The sequence below is a fragment of the Eudoraea sp. genome (assembly GCF_039969275.1).
Lineage (GTDB): Bacteria > Bacteroidota > Bacteroidia > Flavobacteriales > Flavobacteriaceae > Eudoraea.
This window is the reverse complement of record NZ_JBDVOC010000010.1, coordinates 409,872-427,029: the sequence shown is the minus strand read 5'-3', so window position 1 is coordinate 427,029 and position 17,158 is coordinate 409,872. Positions and strand designations below refer to the sequence as shown.

The 17,158-nt window shown below is 36.8% G+C and carries 16 protein-coding genes and 1 tRNA gene; 11 read left to right on the top strand and 6 right to left on the bottom strand.

The annotated features are described in order from the left end of the window. Position 1: 1 nt before the first annotated feature. Both ABJH90_RS09765 and ABJH90_RS09760 read left to right on the top strand, forming a co-directional pair. On the top strand, positions 2-466 hold the full coding sequence (locus ABJH90_RS09765; protein ID WP_348138811.1) for a MaoC family dehydratase: 465 nt from the start codon (positions 2-4) through the stop codon (positions 464-466). A gap of 87 nt (positions 467-553) precedes the next feature. After that, complete coding sequence (locus tag ABJH90_RS09760) at positions 554-2,371, top strand: long-chain fatty acid--CoA ligase (protein WP_348138809.1); 1,818 nt, start codon at positions 554-556, stop codon at positions 2,369-2,371. Positions 2,372-2,408: 37 nt separating this feature from the next. On the opposite strand, the gene ABJH90_RS09755 is transcribed toward ABJH90_RS09760, so the two are convergent. After that, positions 2,409-2,702 (bottom strand): hypothetical protein, encoded by a 294-nt coding sequence (locus ABJH90_RS09755; RefSeq protein ID WP_348138807.1) that lies wholly within the window; start codon positions 2,700-2,702, stop codon positions 2,409-2,411. Positions 2,703-2,821: 119 nt separating this feature from the next. Between ABJH90_RS09755 and ABJH90_RS09750 the strand changes: the two genes are divergently transcribed. Then, complete coding sequence (locus tag ABJH90_RS09750; protein ID WP_348138805.1) at positions 2,822-3,136, top strand: hypothetical protein; 315 nt, start codon at positions 2,822-2,824, stop codon at positions 3,134-3,136. Between the two features lie 273 nt (positions 3,137-3,409). Here the strand turns inward: ABJH90_RS09750 and ABJH90_RS09745 are convergent. Continuing rightward, a tRNA-Arg gene (locus ABJH90_RS09745) sits at positions 3,410-3,483 on the bottom strand. A 78-nt stretch (positions 3,484-3,561) separates the two neighbouring features. Between ABJH90_RS09745 and ABJH90_RS09740 the strand changes: the two genes are divergently transcribed. Next, on the top strand, positions 3,562-4,074 hold the full coding sequence (locus ABJH90_RS09740; protein ID WP_348138803.1) for an adenine phosphoribosyltransferase: 513 nt from the start codon (positions 3,562-3,564) through the stop codon (positions 4,072-4,074). Here the strand turns inward: ABJH90_RS09740 and ABJH90_RS09735 are convergent. From ABJH90_RS09735 to ABJH90_RS09725, 3 genes are all read right to left on the bottom strand, one after another. Further along, positions 4,071-4,223, bottom strand: a complete 153-nt coding sequence (locus ABJH90_RS09735; RefSeq protein WP_348138801.1) for an SsrA-binding protein — start codon at positions 4,221-4,223, stop codon at positions 4,071-4,073. The genes ABJH90_RS09740 and ABJH90_RS09735 overlap by 4 nt on opposite strands. Positions 4,224-4,753: 530 nt before the next feature. Continuing rightward, on the bottom strand, positions 4,754-6,436 hold the full coding sequence (locus ABJH90_RS09730) for a M56 family metallopeptidase (protein ID WP_348138799.1): 1,683 nt from the start codon (positions 6,434-6,436) through the stop codon (positions 4,754-4,756). Next, positions 6,437-6,796 (bottom strand): BlaI/MecI/CopY family transcriptional regulator, encoded by a 360-nt coding sequence (locus ABJH90_RS09725; protein ID WP_348138797.1) that lies wholly within the window; start codon positions 6,794-6,796, stop codon positions 6,437-6,439. Between the two features lie 225 nt (positions 6,797-7,021). Between ABJH90_RS09725 and ABJH90_RS09720 the strand changes: the two genes are divergently transcribed. Together ABJH90_RS09720 and ABJH90_RS09715 are read left to right on the top strand one after the other, a co-directional pair. Continuing rightward, complete coding sequence (locus tag ABJH90_RS09720) at positions 7,022-7,960, top strand: calcium/sodium antiporter (RefSeq protein ID WP_348138795.1); 939 nt, start codon at positions 7,022-7,024, stop codon at positions 7,958-7,960. A 26-nt stretch (positions 7,961-7,986) separates the two neighbouring features. Then, positions 7,987-9,582 (top strand): carboxypeptidase-like regulatory domain-containing protein, encoded by a 1,596-nt coding sequence (locus ABJH90_RS09715; RefSeq protein WP_348138793.1) that lies wholly within the window; start codon positions 7,987-7,989, stop codon positions 9,580-9,582. Positions 9,583-9,633: 51 nt separating this feature from the next. On the opposite strand, the gene ABJH90_RS09710 is transcribed toward ABJH90_RS09715, so the two are convergent. Beyond that, positions 9,634-10,659 carry a glutamine synthetase beta-grasp domain-containing protein gene (locus tag ABJH90_RS09710; RefSeq protein WP_348138791.1) on the bottom strand — a complete coding sequence of 342 codons (1,026 nt, stop codon included), beginning with the start codon at positions 10,657-10,659 and terminating at the stop codon, positions 9,634-9,636. A gap of 211 nt (positions 10,660-10,870) precedes the next feature. Here ABJH90_RS09710 and ABJH90_RS09705 point away from each other — a divergent pair, with 211 nt between their 5' ends. The 5 genes from ABJH90_RS09705 (at position 10,871) to prfA (ending at position 17,155) form a co-directional block, all read left to right on the top strand. Continuing rightward, on the top strand, positions 10,871-13,057 hold the full coding sequence (locus ABJH90_RS09705; protein WP_348138789.1) for a glutamine synthetase III: 2,187 nt from the start codon (positions 10,871-10,873) through the stop codon (positions 13,055-13,057). A 72-nt stretch (positions 13,058-13,129) separates the two neighbouring features. Next, entirely contained in the window at positions 13,130-14,308 is a 1,179-nt protein-coding gene (locus ABJH90_RS09700) for an AIR synthase related protein (RefSeq protein ID WP_348138787.1), read from the top strand. Positions 14,309-14,406: 98 nt separating this feature from the next. Further along, positions 14,407-14,838, top strand: coding sequence for a Rieske (2Fe-2S) protein (locus ABJH90_RS09695; protein ID WP_348138785.1), 432 nt, complete (start codon positions 14,407-14,409; stop codon positions 14,836-14,838). 140 nt (positions 14,839-14,978) lie between these two features. Beyond that, positions 14,979-15,977 (top strand): FAD:protein FMN transferase, encoded by a 999-nt coding sequence (locus tag ABJH90_RS09690; RefSeq protein WP_348138783.1) that lies wholly within the window; start codon positions 14,979-14,981, stop codon positions 15,975-15,977. 101 nt (positions 15,978-16,078) lie between these two features. Next, a complete protein-coding gene (gene prfA, locus ABJH90_RS09685) occupies positions 16,079-17,155 on the top strand; it encodes a peptide chain release factor 1 (RefSeq protein WP_348138781.1) in 1,077 nt (358 codons plus the stop codon). The last annotated feature ends 3 nt before the right edge of the window (positions 17,156-17,158 follow it).

Here is a 17,158-nt window from a genome sequence, read left to right as displayed (position 1 = left end):
TATGGCCAAATTAGAATTAGAGAATTTTGCTGACTTTCGAGAAATAGAAGGTCAAAGATTACCGGCGGGAGATTGGCTTACGGTGACCCAGGAAATGATTAATGACTTTGCCAAAGCCACCATGGATTTCCAGTGGATACATATCGATGTTGAAAAAGCAGAAAAATATTCACCTTTTAAAAAGCCGGTGGCTCATGGTTTTATGTCACTTGCACTTTTAGCTAAACTTTTAAAAGATGTTTTGTTAGTTAAATCTGCCAAAATGGGTATAAATTATGGATTAAATAAAGTACGCTTTCCAAGCCCTGTTTTAGTAGATAATCAGCTCAGGTTAATCTGTACTATTCAAAAAATTGAAGATTACGGGGATAAAGGATTAAAAATTACCTGGAATTGTGTGGTGGAGCTAGACGGTTCTGATAAACCAGCCTGTGTGGCCGAATTTATTAGTTTGATGTTCGAGTAATTTTTTTAATTTTAAAGTTGACTAATGATTCTCGGATAAAGGCGGATTTAATAAATATACCAATACCAAACCTAAAATAACAAACCAATGACCAGACTTTTTGATCTTCTTTACCATCAATTAAACAGCAACCCACTTGAAGCTTCCTTAAGTGCCCGGGATTCTAAAGGTAACTGGAAGTCCTATAGCACAGAGGATGTAAAAAATTATTCGGAACAAGCTGCTTCCGGTTTGCTAAAATTAGGCCTGAAGCCCGGAGATAAGGTAGCGATGGTAATCTATAAAAACAGGCCCGAATGGGTAATTATGGATTTTGCGCTGCAAATGGCCGGACTTATAAGTATTCCATTATACCCAACCATTAGTATTTCGGAGTATGAATATATCCTGAATGAAGCGGAAGTAAAGGCAGCATTTTGCGGAGGTCTTGATCTTTATGACAAACTGTCCTTAGCAGGAAAGAATATTCCGAGTTTAGAAAATATCTACACTTTTGACAAAGCTGAAGGAAGGCCCTATTGGGAGGAAATTTTGGACAGTGAAGGTTTAAGCAAAGTGGAGGAAATTAAGGGGCGATTAACGGGAGAAGATCTGATTACTATAATTTATACGTCCGGAACAACCGGTAATCCTAAAGGTGTCATGCTAACAAATAGTAATATCATGCATGCTATACTTGAAACTGCACCAATAGCACCAATTGATCCCGGTGAAAAGGTGCTGAGTTTTCTGCCGTTATGCCACATTTATGAAAGAGCGGTTTCTTTCGCCTGGTTTAACAAGGCTGCCAGCATATATTTTTGTGGAACCGATAGCCTGAGTGGGCCGGACGGTGATCTGGCATCGGTGAAACCGGTGGTTTTTACGACAGTTCCAAGACTGCTTGAAAAAGTATATGAAGCGATCTACAATAAAGGCCTGGCTTTAACAGGAGTAAAAAAGGCACTTTTCTTTTGGGCACTTCGCTTAACAGATAATTATGAGCTGGATCAAAATCTATCTCCTATTAATAAAATAAAATGGGGGATCGCAGATAAATTGATTTTCAGCAAATGGCGTGAAGCCCTGGGGGGAAATGTACGTCTGATTATTACGGGCTCAGCTCCTTGCCCCTTGAAGATAATTCGCGTTTTTTGCGCTGCAGGCATTAATATAAGGGAGGCATATGGGTTAACAGAAACCTCTCCTACCTTAACTGTTAATAGTACTGAACCGGGGGGAGCCATTATTGGCACGGTAGGCTATGCTATCAAAGGGGTAGAGCTATATATAGATAGGTCGTCAGGGGAATATAATGAAGACGAAGGTGAAATACTTGCTATTGGGCCTAATGTTATGTCGGGTTATTATAAAAAACCTGAGATAAATGCTAAGGTATTTAAAGAAATTGATGGCAGAAGATGGTTCTGCACCGGGGATATTGGAAAATTGATAAAAGGTTCGAATGGCAAGGATTTTTTAAAAATAACTGACAGGAAGAAGGAGTTGTTGAAAACTTCCGGCGGTAAATATGTGGCCCCTGCACCTATTGAAAACAGGATAAAGGAAAATTTTGTTATTGATCAGATCATGGTTATTGGGGATAAACAAAAATTTGTTTCTGCGCTAATTGTTCCCTCTGAGGATGGGTTAAAGAACTGGTGTATGCATAAAAGTATTAAGTGGACCAATCTGGAGGACATGGTAATGCAGGATAGAATTATCGCGAAATATCAAAAAGTGATTGATAAATACAATCCGGAATTCAGTCATATAGAACAAATAAAGAAATTCCGGTTGGTCCCAGCCGTTTGGCTGCCTGTTCACGAAGATGATGCTGTGGCTGAACTAACGCCAACATTAAAGCTCAAAAGACGTGTGATTAGGGAGAAATATAAAAAGGAAATTCAGGAAATATATACTTAATTCTGCCTTTTGTATTGCTTAAGAATTTAAGAGACTCTTATGGGTTTTGATTCTTTAGGGCGTTGAGGCTGTCCATTTCCTTCCTGAATCTTAGGATGACCAATGAGTCTAATTGCTGTGAAATGCTATCTTTCATTGCTTCCCAGTTGGCCATATTCATATCTGAATTATATCGTAGTATCCTGTGGAATTTTGCAACATTAAACCGGTTGGCTTCCCAGGCTGCAGCCGTACTTTCCTGATGCTTTAAATCTTGAAGGTATATGCCAATACCAAAGCCCAAGATAACCAAGATCAAGGCAATTGCTAAATTTCTGGTGCTTTTAGGCATTTTTTAGGTTTTAAGATCATGATAGTAAAACTAACATGGATTTGGAGCATATTGGTAGATCAAAGATACCAATTAGATTGATATGACCGGAAGTAGCCTAGATAATATTGGTAACTACCATGAATGACATAAAAAGAACAAAAGCACTTCCAAGTGTTAGTACAAAGCTGATAATTTTGGATCTTCTTCTCATAATCGTAAAACTAGAATGGATGGCCTTAATTACAAAAGATATCCGTTCAAATATAATTTACTTGGATAAAATGCACTTAGATTCCTATTTATCCAAAGAAATGAAAGTCTATCTATTTGGATTGCCGATCATGGATATTATGGCTGTTATTAATGTAAGCCTGGAAAAGAATTTCATTAAATTAATCCAGATTAAACCAAATGTCTACAGCACAATAAAAAAGTTTTATCTTCAGGATTAATTGTCTTCTATTATTTAAACTTAGAAACATGTATTTATCAAAAAAGAAGCGAGCTCCTTTTTGAAACACGCTTGTATTTCCACTTTTTTGTGGTTTATTCGTGACCTTGACAGGATTACCTACGGTTTTCCTTTGAACTCCTTTTTGAAAATAGAAAGACCAGCTGCGGGCGCAGTTGATTTTCCATTTTAATTCACTTACAAAAACCTTTAGTTTTTGACGTTTCTAAAATGAAAAAATCCATTACTCGCGTAATGGACTTTCTGCTTTAAGTGACCTCGACAGGATTCAAACCTGTAATCTCTTGAGCCGTAATCAAGTGCATTATTCAGTTATGCTACGAGGCCAAATATATTATGTTTCCCAAGGGGGCTGCAAATATATTTCTTTTTACATTTAAGGCAAAATTACTAGCAATCAAATAAATGGATTTTAAAAATTACATCAGAGATATTCATGATTTTCCTGAGAAAGGGGTGAACTTTAAGGATATTACCCCCCTTTTAAAAGAAGCAACTGCATTGCAGGCGGCGGCAGATGCCATGCTAAAAATGATTGGTGATATGAAAGTAGATAAGGTTGTTGGAATGGAAAGCAGGGGTTTTTTCTTTGCTCCAATCCTTGCATCACGATTAAATGCCGGATTTGTTCCTGTGCGAAAATCGGGAAAATTGCCTTCGGATAAGATCAGCAGAACCTATTCGCTTGAATATGGGAAAGATACTCTGGAAATGCATGCAGACAGTATTCAGCCCGGAGAAAACGTAATTATACATGATGATGTTTTAGCCACAGGCGGGACTGCAAAGGCTACTTGTGAATTGGTGGAAGCACTGGGAGGAAAAGTAATACAATGTAATTTTTTACTGGAGTTACTTAAACTTAATGGTGCGGCTAAATTAGAGGGTTACCAGACTAAATCATTGGTAAGTTTTTAATCCAGGGCATTGGTAGTAACAAAGTAACGCCAACCAATAATGGCCATTTGGTACTTAGAGGCTTTGGAAAGATCTAATCTCTTTTTAGTAAAGGAAGGTAATATCAGTTTGTTAATCTTGGCAAGAAGCCTAAAGAGTGCTTTTTTCATGCGTTACTTTTTGTAAAGATAGTACCTAAAAAATAAAAAAAATGAACGCATAAAGCGTTCATTTTTTTATAAAAGATACCCCTTTAATTCTGTTTAGGATATTATAAGAATCAAGGATACTATGACAAATATTATAATTTTGGCAATTGTAATCATAACTGGTTTTATACGTTTAAAAATTATTTCCTTTTAATTATAGATCGAAGATATTGGAATTCATACCCCATCTCCAAGCAAATTGTTAAAAATTAATGCAATTGCATACACTATTGTAAGTAAAATAATGAGTTATATTATAAATATATTAACTGTCCCTTGTACAAAGTTTCAAATATTAAGCATAAATGCTTGTTAAACTTATAATTAGTAATAATTGTAGGGGGTATTTTTAACTTTTTTGGAATTGCAAGGCACTTTTTGGTTCAATAAAAGCCAATTTGGGCAATTCCGTTGTGCAATAAAAAAATACCGATCAGAAATGTGATCGGTATTTTAAGTATATAAATATTTAGTTTAGGTACTTTCAGGAGCTAGTTCTCCTTTTTGGTTTTAATTTCTATTACCCCATCTTTTGCTTTTTTACCATACTTTTCAACTGCCTTATCACCTTTGTAAACATTTATGGTTTCAATCTTATTGGGAGATACAGATTTAACATCTTCTTTGCTGCCTTCTTTTCCGTCAATAATATAAAGTTGAACTTCGTCATCTTCCGTATCAATAAATAAAAATCCATTCCCATCTTCACTAATTACTTCAATATCATCTTCATCATCGGTATCCTTTACTATAATTACGTTGGTATGGTCACCGGCTAAGTGTTTTTGCTTTATCCGTACATGTTTACCATGCATCTTATCTTCTTCCTCTATTTCCTCAAAGGCTTCGCGGGAAACTTCTTTACCATTTACAATAATTATTTCCTTTCCATCATTCACTTTTATTTCAATGTGCTTATGCTCTTCATTGTCGCTGTAGACCCAGGTATTAATATCGGTATCTTCGTGTATAACTTTATGCTTGGACTTTTTGTCTCCCATAAAAAAGGAGTTGTTATCTTCATCATAAACAATAGTTATGGGATCAATTGGCTTTCCATTATTGTCGAATGAAGAGGATCCTCTGAATTTTTTCCCGTCTTTCTTCTTAGAGCGCATATCAATTTCTAGCTCTATAATCTCTTTATTCTCATTATGCACAACGGTGTAGGAGAAATCTATTCCCTTGGAGGATAAATCTTTTTTAATTTCCTCCAATTCTTCATTTGTAGTATCCTTATTTATCAGGATTTCAATGGTTTTAAGGCCTTCTGCGGTTATAAAGGCAGAACTGGTATTAGTTTCTTTCTTCGGTAGGTAGACCGTATGTGTGTTAAAACTTATTAGGAATACGGCCAGGGCCGGCAGGATTAGTGCCATTTTAAGCAAGTTTCTTTTGTGTGATTTTGATTTGTGTAACATGACTATTCGTTTTTTGATTAATGAACTGTAAAAATTATTTGTGATTGGTGTAAAAAAGTGATTTCCGGATACTTTAAGCAAAGCATATTTATATGCCCTGCTGGAGACAACACTTTGTATGGCCGTATCGTCTGCTAAAAACTCAAGATTTTGTTCAATGTTTTTTTTATATAACCAGCTGAATGGATTTGCCCACATAACTATGGTAAGCAGATGGGCCAACAGTAAGTCCAGGGAATGTTGCTGGGAACTATGAGCCCGCTCGTGTTTTAAGATTGCTTCAAGTTCCAGCTCCTCGAATTTAACGGGGTTATAAAAAATATACCTGAAAAACGAAAAAGGGGCAATGTCCTTATTAGTTTCTATATAAACGTAACCATCCTTTTTAATAATTTTGTTCGAGTGAATCACCTTCCTTATAGCGAAGATTTGCAGAAAAAACTTAAGTCCAAGTAAAAACATACCTATACCATAAACTAAATAAACTAAATCCAGCCAATTAAATAAGGGCTGACTTATTTCAAAAGAGGAATTTTTAACTGAGGTATTAGCTGTAATAAAAGGAGTCGCTGTAATTTCTACATAATTATTAATTACGATAAAAGGGCAAACAAAGGCAGCTATTACTCCGATTAGTAAAAAATGGCGGTTTACCCGGAAAAAGGTTTCCTTTTTAAGAAATACCTGGTAGACGAAATAAAATAGAACGAGTATTCCCGAGGCTTTTAAAAGATATATCATTATAGCTTCCATCTAGTCTTTTTTTTCAATTAATTCTATTATTTCCTTAAGTTCATCAATCGAAATCTTTTGCTCCCTGGCAAAAAAAGACACCATGCTTTTATAGGAATTGTCATAATAATCTACAAGGGTGTTAGAAATAAAGTGTTTTCGGTAATTTTCTTTGGTGACCAAAGGATAATAGCGGTGGGTATTGCCAAATGCTTCATGAGAAACGTAATTCTTCTCCTCCAGGTTGCGGACTATTGTAGATAAAGTATTGTAATGTGGCTTATCGCCCTTCAATTCAGCCCTGATTTCCTTTACAAATGCCTTTTCTAATCTCCACAGGATTTTCATTATTTCCTCTTCCTTATTGGTAAGTCTCTGCATGATGCGATTAATTTTAATCAAACATATTACTAATAATCTAGTTAAGCAACTACATTTATAGTTATTTAACTATTTTTTAAGTTTTTATTGGGTTAATAATTCAATTCTCAGACATTATCTAAGGATAATAAATCATCCTTCAATTGTCCAAAAGACGGTATTAATTTAATGTTGTGTACAGCCCTGTTCCGGGTGTATTCTGCTATATTTGCTAAAATTTTTAAGATGTTCAATTTATTGCTTATTGCTCTTGGCTTGGCTCTATTAGTTCTGGGGGGTAATTGGCTGTTGAAGTCAGCGGTAGCTTTTTCATTGCGTTTGAACATATCCAGGATTATTATAGGTATGACCATTGTGTCTTTTGCTACCTCAGCACCGGAACTTATAGTTAGCATAAACGCCGCCATAGATGGTTTTCCGGACCTGGCGCTGGGCAATGTAGTTGGATCCAATATTGCAAACCTGGGATTAGTATTGGCAATTATTATAGTACTGGGCAACATTGATGTGCGCAAGGCTTTCTACATTACAGACTGGCCGGTGATGATGGCCGCGACTTTTTTATTTTTTGGTTTTATTTATTTCGACGGTGCATTACAGCGCTATGAAGGCGGAATTATGCTTCTTTTTCTATTTCTGTTTTTAATTTTTTTACTTCGCTATCAGAAAACAGCTGTTGTAGATGATGCTCGTGAGGATGACAAACCACTGGCACTTTATAAAGCACTGCTTTTCCTTGGATTGGGGGGAGTAGCCCTTTGGGGGGGGTCAGAATTATTGGTAATGGGTGCCGTAGGCATGGCTACTTTCTATGAGGTTAGCGAAAGAATCATTGGAATCACAGTGGTTTCTGTAGGGACAAGTATCCCGGAACTGGCCGCTTCTATTATAGCTATAATTAAAAAGGAAAAAGCGATTTCAGTTGGAAACCTTATTGGATCTAACATTTTTAATTTATTGGCGGTCCTGGGTATTACCTCCATGATAACCCCAATCTATGTAATAGACCAGGGGCTTTTAACCAATGACATCTGGTGGATGCTTGGTATTTCCTTTGTTATTCTTCCATTAGTATTTATACCCAAAGGCCTCCGGCTTGGTTGGCGCGACGGAATTATTTTACTTTCCCTTTACATTTTGTTTTTGTATTTTACATTGTCCTAAGGGTGCCATTAAAAATTTAAATTTTTATGAGGGTAAGATTACTTCTGGTCTTTTATATCCTTATAGGTTTTTATACTTCCGTTAGCTGGGCACAGCAGTCAGAGTTTATATATGGAAAAATCATAGATGCTGAAACTAAAAAACCTGTCTCTTTTGCCACGATACGAATTGAGAACAAAGCCATAGGTGTGATCTCCAATGATGATGGCGGGTTTGCTATACCCTTGGAATTTAAAGAAATAGGCGAAATACTTGAAATTACCTCAATGGGTTTCATGGAGCAGAACATACTAATTTCGGAATTAGCTACGGAAGAAATAAACATAATAAAGCTTTTTCCCAAGACTATAGAACTCCAGGAAGTAATAGTCACAAATAGAAAAAAGAAGAGGCTCTCTGCAAAAAGGATTGTTAAAAAGGCCATAGAAGGAATTCCTGGGAATTACCCTCTGAATTCTTTTTCAACAGTTGGTTATTATCGGGATTATCAAAAAAAACAAAATCAATATATCAACCTTAATGAGGCTATTTTAGGGGTTTTTGATGAAGGTTTTGATGAGTCCGATAATGAATCCACTTCAGTACGCATATATGATTACCGGGAAAACAGGGATTTTGAGAGGGATACTATAGCCGAAAAGCCCTATAATTATAAAAGTGGTGTAAAGGTCATAGATAAAGCATTTTTAAGGAATTATGGGGGTAATGAATTTACCATTTTGCGAATCCATGATGCCTTGCGAAATTATGACATTGATTCGTACTCTTTTGTGCATCGTTTAAAATATGATTTCATTAAAAATCACACTTTTTCCAAAGGGCCGGATACCTATTTAGCCAGTGAAAGCCTTTATGCAATTAGATTTAGAAAGGAGGACATGCGTTATTTGGCCTATGGTACTTTATACATTTCCCAAAGAGATTTCGCCATTCATAAAATGGAGTACGCCCTTTATGATAAATTAAAAACCACAGTTGCCAATAATGGAAATAATAATGTGACTAAAGGACAACTGATTTTTGAAGTCATCACCGAGTATCAACGCGTTGATAATAAAATGTTTTTAAACTATATTTCTTTTAATAATTCCTTCAGATTAAGGAAGCCTCCTAAATTTAAAGTGGAGGAAATGTTGATGGATTCGAAAAAACTATGTTTTGTAGTAGTGTTTAACAAGGAACCTGAAAAGCAATCAGCCCTAATAAAGAACAATTATTCTTTAATTTATAAGGGTAAAAAGATGAAATTAAAGGAGATTATAATAAATAAAAATCAGGCATACATATACCCTAATTTTAGTAATGTTGATGAAAGGTTGTCTTTCTTTAAAGAATTGAATACTTCCCGGAATAAAGACAATATAATAGATGCTAAGTTATTTTCCTTTGATGCCAGGAATATTGTTGATACAGAGGGTAACGAAATAAATACACCAACTTACATTTATTTTAATCAGTTTAGGGAATTTTTCGTCCAGCAGGTAAAACCAAATGTCAGAGGTCCTGAAGACAGTCTGTATATGAAGAAGGACAGGCCTATTTTTAAAAACCAGCCTATTGTTAAACCAGACGATTTCTCCGAATTATGGATGAATACCCCATTAAAGACTATAGATAATTAAAAAACCGCCTTTAATTCCTCAAAGGCGGCTTTATAAAAATAATTCTGAAAATTAGTTAGCTACAGCTTCTATATTTGCTGATTTTACCGTTTTGATAATTCTACCTGCTATTTTATACGGATCTCCATTAGAAGCTGGTCTTCTGTCTTCTAACCATCCTTTCCATCCTTTTTCGACAGTTATAATTGGAATTCTGATTGAGGCACCCCTGTCTGAAACCCCATAACTGAAATCCTTAATAGATGCTGTTTCGTGCAAGCCTGTAAGTCTTTCATCATTAAAAGCACCATAAACGTCTATATGGTCAAGAGCCACTGGTCTGAAAGCCTCACAAATTCTTTCATATATTTCTTTAGAGCCACATGTTCTTAAAGTAGTATTGGAAAAGTTTGCGTGCATTCCACTACCATTCCAATCACCTTTAACAGGTTTTGGATGTAATTCTATGTAATAACCATATTTTTCGCTAAGGCGATTCAGTAGATAACGCGCTATCCAGATCTCATCACCTGCTTTTTTAGCACCTTTGGCAAAACACTGAAATTCCCATTGCCCTGGCGCAACTTCCTGGTTTATACCTTCAAAATTAATTCCAGTTGCGATACACATATCCATATGCTCTTCTACAAAATCTCTCCCCCAGGTGTACCTTCCACCTACGGAGCAGTAATATTTACCTTGAGGTCCTGGAAATCCACCACGTGGAAACCCAAGAGGTAAATCCGTTTCAGTGTCCATTAAAAAGTATTCCTGTTCAAATCCGAACCAGAAGTCATTATCATCATCATCAATTTTAGCACGATGATTCGACACATGCGCTGTTCCATCTGCATTTAACACTTCTGCCATTACTAAAAATCCAGTTTCTCTTTCCGGATCCGGATAAATAGCGACCGGTTTCAACAGACAATCTGAGGAATCGCCTGTGGCTTGCTCTGTGGAACTTCCATCAAAAGACCATATAGGGCAGTCTTCCAATTTACCACTGAAGTCTTCTTCAATCTTGGTTTTGCTTCTTAGTTCCTGAGTTGGTTCGTGACCATCCAACCAAATGTATTCTAACTTTGTTTTGCTCATAATCTTCCGTGTTAATATTTCATTTTTATGATTTTCAAAAATAAATTATTTTATAGACATCTATAAAAAATTAGGGGGTATTTATCAAAAAAATCGACATATTTATCAACACCCCTGTTTTTTAAAGGGTATTTTGCAATATTTGTATAATTTAGCGGTTTTTCTATGAAATACTTAATATCGTTTTAATTAAAATCTTAAAATTCAATTAATGTCCAAAAGAAGATTAAATGCAATTACTGAAAGCCTGCAGCGCCAACAGCTTTCAGTAGTAGAAACAGGGCGAAGATCAGAATTGTTTGGAACCCATGTTTTCAATGAAGACAGGATGCTGCAATATCTTACAAAGGATGCGCATTTAAGTATTAAAGAGGCTATATTCTCAGGCTCCAAAATTGATAGAAAAATAGCAGATCAGGTTGCGGAGGCCATGAAAGCGTGGGCAATCTCTATGGGCGCTACTCACTACACACATTGGTTTCAACCTCTAACAGGATCAACTGCAGAAAAACACGACGCTTTTTTTGATCTTCGACCTGACGGTAGGGCGGTTGAAAAATTTGGTGGAGCACAACTTGTTCAGCAAGAACCGGATGCCTCAAGTTTTCCAAGTGGCGGTATACGAAATACCTTTGAAGCAAGGGGTTACACGGCATGGGATCCTTCTTCACCGGCATTTATTTACGGAACAACACTCTGTATCCCCACAATTTTTGTTTCCTATACCGGAGAAGCGCTGGATAACAAAGCCCCACTATTAAGGGCATTGCATGCTGTGGATATTGCTGCTACTGCTGTTGCCAAATTTTTTGATAAAAATGTTTCCAAAGTCCACGCAACATTAGGGTGGGAGCAAGAGTTTTTTTTGGTTGATAAAGCATTAGCGAATTCACGTCCTGATATAGTTCTAACCGGTCGGACACTTATTGGACATCTCGCAGCCAAGGGACAGCAGTTAAGTGATCACTATTTTGGAGTTATTCCTATCAGAGCAATAAATTTTATGCGGGATCTGGAAAAAGAATGCATTCAAAAAGGCATCCCATTAAAAACCAGACACAATGAGGTAGCACCGAATCAATTTGAATTGGCTCCTGTTTTTGAAGAAGCAAATCTCTCGGTTGATCATAACTTGCTTCTCATGGATATTATGGAAAAGGTAGCAGACAGGCATAATTTTAAAGTTCTTTTTCATGAAAAACCCTTTGCAGGGATTAACGGTTCAGGAAAGCATAACAATTGGTCACTGGCAACAGATACAGGGGTCAATCTTCTAAGCCCGGGTTCTACACCTATGAAAAACCTGCAGTTCCTTACCTTTTTTGTTAATACCATCAAAGCCGTAGACACCTATGAGGAACTATTGAGATCTTCAATTGCTTCTGCCAGTAATGATCACAGACTGGGCGCCAATGAAGCTCCACCCGCTATTTTTTCAATCTTTATAGGTACACAACTAAGTAATGTATTGGATGAATTGGAAGGGGTTTCCCAGGGAAAACTCTCACCTGAAGAGAAAACAGAATTAAAACTTAATGTTGTAGGTAAGATTCCGGAAATTTTATTAGACAATACAGATAGAAATCGAACCTCGCCATTTGCCTTTACGGGGAATAAGTTTGAGATGAGAGGAGTTGGTTCAAAAACTAATTCTGCTAAACCCATGATGATTCTAAATACTGTTGTTGCTCACCAATTAAAAGAGTTTAAAAGAGAAGTAGATGCTTTAATTGATAAAAAGAAATTAAAAAAGGATGAAGCAGTTTTTAATGTTTTAAGGGAATACATCAAGTCATCCAAAAGAATTCGTTTTGATGGGGATGGCTATAGTGATGAATGGGAAAAAGAAGCAAAAAAAAGGAAGCTGAGTAATAATAAAAATACCCCTTCGGCAATCAGGGTACTTACATCCAAAGAGAGTTTGGAACTTTTTAAGGGACAGGAAGTAATGAGTACTATTGAAGTAGAAGCTAGGCGGGACGTTGAACTAGAGACCTATATTTTACAAACCCAAATTGAAGGCAGGGTTTTTAATGATTTGGTTTATAGCTACATCATTCCTTCGGCAATTGAATACCAAAATAAAATAATTAAAAATGTTCTGGGCTTAAAAGAGATTTATGGAGCGGCTCATAAAAAACTGTCTGAGGGTCATCTCACTCTTATTGAACAGATTGCGGAGCATATGGTAGAAATAAAAAAGAATACGGATGATATGACCAATGCCAGAAAAATGGCCAACAATTTAAAGGACCTGAACAAGAAAGCTTTCGCTTACTGTGATAATGTTCGACCTTATTTTGATAAAATCAGATACCATTGCGATAAGCTGGAGCAACTAATAGATGATCAGTCGTGGCCACTTACTAAATACCGGGAACTATTGTATATTAAATAAACGAATAATTAAAGCTCACATTTTGTGGGCTTTTTTTTATGGTTTATCTTATTTTTGCGGAAACCAAAACCCATGGATCCGTCTACTAGCAAACGTTATGACCAAAGAGGAGTTTCTGCCTCAAAGGAAGACGTACACAATGCCATAAAAAATATTGACAAAGGCTTATTTCCAAATGCATTTTGCAAGATTGTAGAGGATTATCTGACCAGGGATGAGGAATACTGTTTGGTAATGCATGCAGATGGCGCTGGCACCAAATCTTCACTCGCTTATATGTATTGGAAAGAAACAGGGGATGTGTCTGTTTGGAAGGGTATTGCGCAGGATGCATTAATCATGAACCTGGATGATCTTTTATGTGTGGGGGTAACAGATAATATTCTTTTATCCTCTACTATCGGGAGAAATAAAAACCTGATTCCGGGTGAAGTCATTTCGGCAATAATAAATGGCACTCAGGAATTAATAGAAGATTTAGCAAATCATGGTATAACCATTTATTCAACGGGCGGGGAAACCGCTGACGTGGGCGATTTGGTACGCACAATAATTGTTGATTCTACGGTAACAGCCAGGCTAAAAAGGGCTAATGTTATAGACAATGCGAATATTTGTCCGGGAGATGTAATTGTTGGTTTGGCTTCCTATGGAAAAGCTACCTATGAGTCTGAATATAACGGAGGGATGGGTAGCAATGGACTTACATCAGCAAGGCATGATGTTTTTTCAAAATATTTGAGCACTAAGTATCCTGAGAGCTATGACTCGCATGTTCCGGAGGAATTGGTGTATTCAGGAAGTGTAAAACTTACAGATTCTGTCCAGGATTCCCCCCTTGATGCCGGTAAACTTGTACTGTCTCCTACCAGAACCTATGCTCCGATCATCAAAAAAATTCTGCAGAAATACGATTCTAAAGATATTCATGGGATGGTGCATTGCAGTGGCGGGGCACAGACAAAGATTCTTCACTTCGTGGATAAACTGCATATTGTTAAAGATTCTATGTTCGCAGTACCGCCATTATTCAAATTAATACAGGAACAATCGGGTACAGATTGGAAAGAAATGTATCAGGTCTTTAATTGTGGTCATCGCATGGAACTTTATGTGAACGAAAGCGTTGCGAAAGACCTGATAGCAATTTCCCGCGAGTTTGACGTAGATGCCCAAATTGTGGGCTATGTAGAGCCTAATACTTCAAAAAAGCTGACAATTAAGAGCGAATACGGAACGTTTATCTATTAAGGTATACGAATCACTCTTTTAAAGCGTTCTTTTTATAGTAGTTTTCAGCCCGATTCCTGGGTTGAAATTACATGCAGACATTAAAAAAAATGAATGTTATGGAGAGAAAAGAATTTTTAAGAAGCCTGGGAGCGGGTGCCGCTTTTGCGTTAACCTTCCCTTGTATTAACGGCTGTTCAAGTGATGATGGAGAACTGCCAATGCAGCCCATACCTAGTGGTGTTGACTTCACTGTTGATCTTAATTCGCAGGAAGGTGCAGGGTTGCAGAATAATGGTGATTTTATTCTAAAAAATGATGTGGTTGTTGTAAAGAATCTTGAAGGTGTTTTTATTGCTGCAAGTCAGATATGTAGTCATCAGCAAACAGATCAGGTGAGATTTTTGGATGATAATGGAGGAATTTTTCGTTGCTCCACCCATGGATCAGAATTTGATCAAAATGGAGCACCTTTAAACACAATTACAAACAATCCGCTTAAAACGTTTAACACAGAACTAAACGGTAATATACTTCGGGTTTTTGAGTAATTACGGATTAGTCACATTTTGATAATTACGTGAAAAGTTTGGCCCTAAATCTTTTCGTTTTTTCTTGCACATTTTTTTCAATTCATAAAAAATGCGCAACCCTACGCCCAATATTTTCACAACTTAAAAAAGCACAGTAAGTGAAAAGTTTTGTGGCACTACTTTTTGGTATTCTTACCATGACTTCAGTTTGTGGTCAGGCGAAAAGGAATGTTACCGTAAAGAGATCTGTGAAATTAATGGGCAGTCCCTTTGAATTTACTGTGGTAACGCAAAATGAAGAAATTGGATATATCAATTTGGAAGAGGCAATTGCTGAAGTCAAACGTATAGAAAGGCTGATTTCTTCCTGGGATCCTGAATCAGAGACTTCGGAAATAAATCGGAATGCCGGCTCAAAACCTGTCAAGGTAAGCTTCGAGCTTTACAAATTAATCGAACGTTCTATTCAGATTTCTGAAATTACAGATGGTGCTTTTGATATTACTGTTGCAGCAATGGAAGGGGTCTGGAAATTTGATGGTTCAATGTCCATGTTTCCAACTCCGGAACAAATCAGTCGGGCAGTTTCCAAAGTAGGTTATAAAAAAATCATTTTGAATAGTACTGAAAACACTGTATTTCTTAAAGAAAAAGGAATGAAGATTGGTTTTGGGGCAATTGGAAAAGGTTATGCCGCAGATCAAGTTAAAGAGCTATTAGTATCCAAACAGGTTCCTGCAGGTATGATTAACGCTTCAGGAGATATCTCTACCTGGGGGACAAAGGCAAGCGGAGAGAAATGGTTAATAGGCGTCGATCACCCAAGAAGTAATGGCAAAATATTTACCTGGATACCATTAATAGAATCATCCGTGTCCATTACAGGTAATTTGGATAGATATATTACTTTTAACGGTAAGAAATACCCACATTACATCGATCCAATATCCGGGTATCCGACCACTGGAATAAGCAAGGTAACCATATTTGCCAAAAGTGCGGAATTATGTGATGCTTTGGCTACGGCGGTCTATATTTTAGGTAAGGAGAAAGGAATATCCTTAATAAATCAGCTCGGTGATACCGAAGTGATAATTTTAGATAACTATAATCAGATGTTTCATAGCCATGGAATAATTTTGGACACGGTAGAATAAATTTTCTCATTCTTCTTTTATAAAACTCTTTCTATCTTGCTTATGAAGTGGTTAATTTACCTTTAAAAATTTGTAAATTCGCATTCCTAAGAGATGTTTGAATGTTAGATAAATTAAATATTGTTAAACAGCGCTTTGATGAAGTATCAGACCTTATAATACAGCCTGATATTATTTCAGATCAAAAGCGCTATGTAAAACTTAATAAGGAATACAAGGATTTACGCTTGCTTGTTGATAAAAGAGATCGATATATTGAGTTGACCAATAATATGAACGAAGCTGAGGAGATCATAAGTGATGGTAGTGATCTGGAGATGATTGAGATGGCAAAAATGCAATTGGATGAGGCTAAGGAGGCATTGCCTGTATTGGAGGAGGAAATTAAGTTATTATTGATTCCAAAAGATCCGGAGGATGCTAAAGATGTAGTGATGGAAATACGCGCAGGGACAGGTGGAGATGAGGCCAGTATCTTTGCAGGAGACCTTCATCGCATGTATACCAAATATTGTGAGTCTAAAGGTTGGAGAACGAACATCATTGATTTGAGTGAAGGTACCAGCGGAGGTTATAAAGAAATTCAATTTGAAGTTAGCGGAGAAGATGTATACGGGACACTGAAATTTGAAGCGGGGGTTCATCGCGTGCAACGCGTACCACAGACAGAAACACAGGGCCGTGTTCATACCAGCGCGGCAACAGTAATGGTTTTACCAGAGGCCGAAGATTTTGATGTACAGATAGATCCAAAGGATGTACGTATAGATTTCTTTTGTTCATCAGGTCCGGGAGGCCAATCTGTAAATACAACCTACTCAGCTGTTAGATTAACCCATATTCCCACAGGTTTGGTGGCTCAGTGTCAGGATGAAAAATCACAGCACAAGAACAAGGATAAAGCTTTTAGAGTATTGCGATCGCGACTTTACGACATGGAACTGGCTAAAAGGCAAGAGGAGGATGCTGCAAAACGAAATTCACAGGTTAGTAGTGGAGATCGTTCAGCTAAGATTCGTACGTATAATTATCCCCAGGGAAGGGTTACTGATCATAGGATAGGCCTAACGCTCTACGATCTGCAAAATATAATCAACGGAGATATTCAAAAGATTATTGATGAGTTGATGTTGGTTGAGAATACCGAGAAACTGAAAGAAGCTTCGGAGATTTTTTAGAAA

Excerpts from the sequence above, each read along its gene's own strand:
- ABJH90_RS09765 (WP_348138811.1), top strand. The coding sequence starts at position 2 with ATGGCCAAATTAGAATTAGAGAATTTTGCTGACTTTCGAGAAATAGAA.
- ABJH90_RS09760 (WP_348138809.1), top strand. The coding sequence starts at position 554 with ATGACCAGACTTTTTGATCTTCTTTACCATCAATTAAACAGCAACCCA.
- ABJH90_RS09755 (WP_348138807.1), bottom strand. The coding sequence starts at position 2,702 with ATGCCTAAAAGCACCAGAAATTTAGCAATTGCCTTGATCTTGGTTATC.
- ABJH90_RS09750 (WP_348138805.1), top strand. The coding sequence starts at position 2,822 with ATGAATGACATAAAAAGAACAAAAGCACTTCCAAGTGTTAGTACAAAG.
- ABJH90_RS09740 (WP_348138803.1), top strand. The coding sequence starts at position 3,562 with ATGGATTTTAAAAATTACATCAGAGATATTCATGATTTTCCTGAGAAA.
- ABJH90_RS09735 (WP_348138801.1), bottom strand. The coding sequence starts at position 4,223 with ATGAAAAAAGCACTCTTTAGGCTTCTTGCCAAGATTAACAAACTGATA.
- ABJH90_RS09730 (WP_348138799.1), bottom strand. The coding sequence starts at position 6,436 with ATGGAAGCTATAATGATATATCTTTTAAAAGCCTCGGGAATACTCGTT.
- ABJH90_RS09725 (WP_348138797.1), bottom strand. The coding sequence starts at position 6,796 with ATGCAGAGACTTACCAATAAGGAAGAGGAAATAATGAAAATCCTGTGG.
- ABJH90_RS09720 (WP_348138795.1), top strand. The coding sequence starts at position 7,022 with ATGTTCAATTTATTGCTTATTGCTCTTGGCTTGGCTCTATTAGTTCTG.
- ABJH90_RS09715 (WP_348138793.1), top strand. The coding sequence starts at position 7,987 with ATGAGGGTAAGATTACTTCTGGTCTTTTATATCCTTATAGGTTTTTAT.
- ABJH90_RS09710 (WP_348138791.1), bottom strand. The coding sequence starts at position 10,659 with ATGAGCAAAACAAAGTTAGAATACATTTGGTTGGATGGTCACGAACCA.
- ABJH90_RS09705 (WP_348138789.1), top strand. The coding sequence starts at position 10,871 with ATGTCCAAAAGAAGATTAAATGCAATTACTGAAAGCCTGCAGCGCCAA.
- ABJH90_RS09700 (WP_348138787.1), top strand. The coding sequence starts at position 13,130 with ATGGATCCGTCTACTAGCAAACGTTATGACCAAAGAGGAGTTTCTGCC.
- ABJH90_RS09695 (WP_348138785.1), top strand. The coding sequence starts at position 14,407 with ATGGAGAGAAAAGAATTTTTAAGAAGCCTGGGAGCGGGTGCCGCTTTT.
- prfA (WP_348138781.1), top strand. The coding sequence starts at position 16,079 with ATGTTAGATAAATTAAATATTGTTAAACAGCGCTTTGATGAAGTATCA.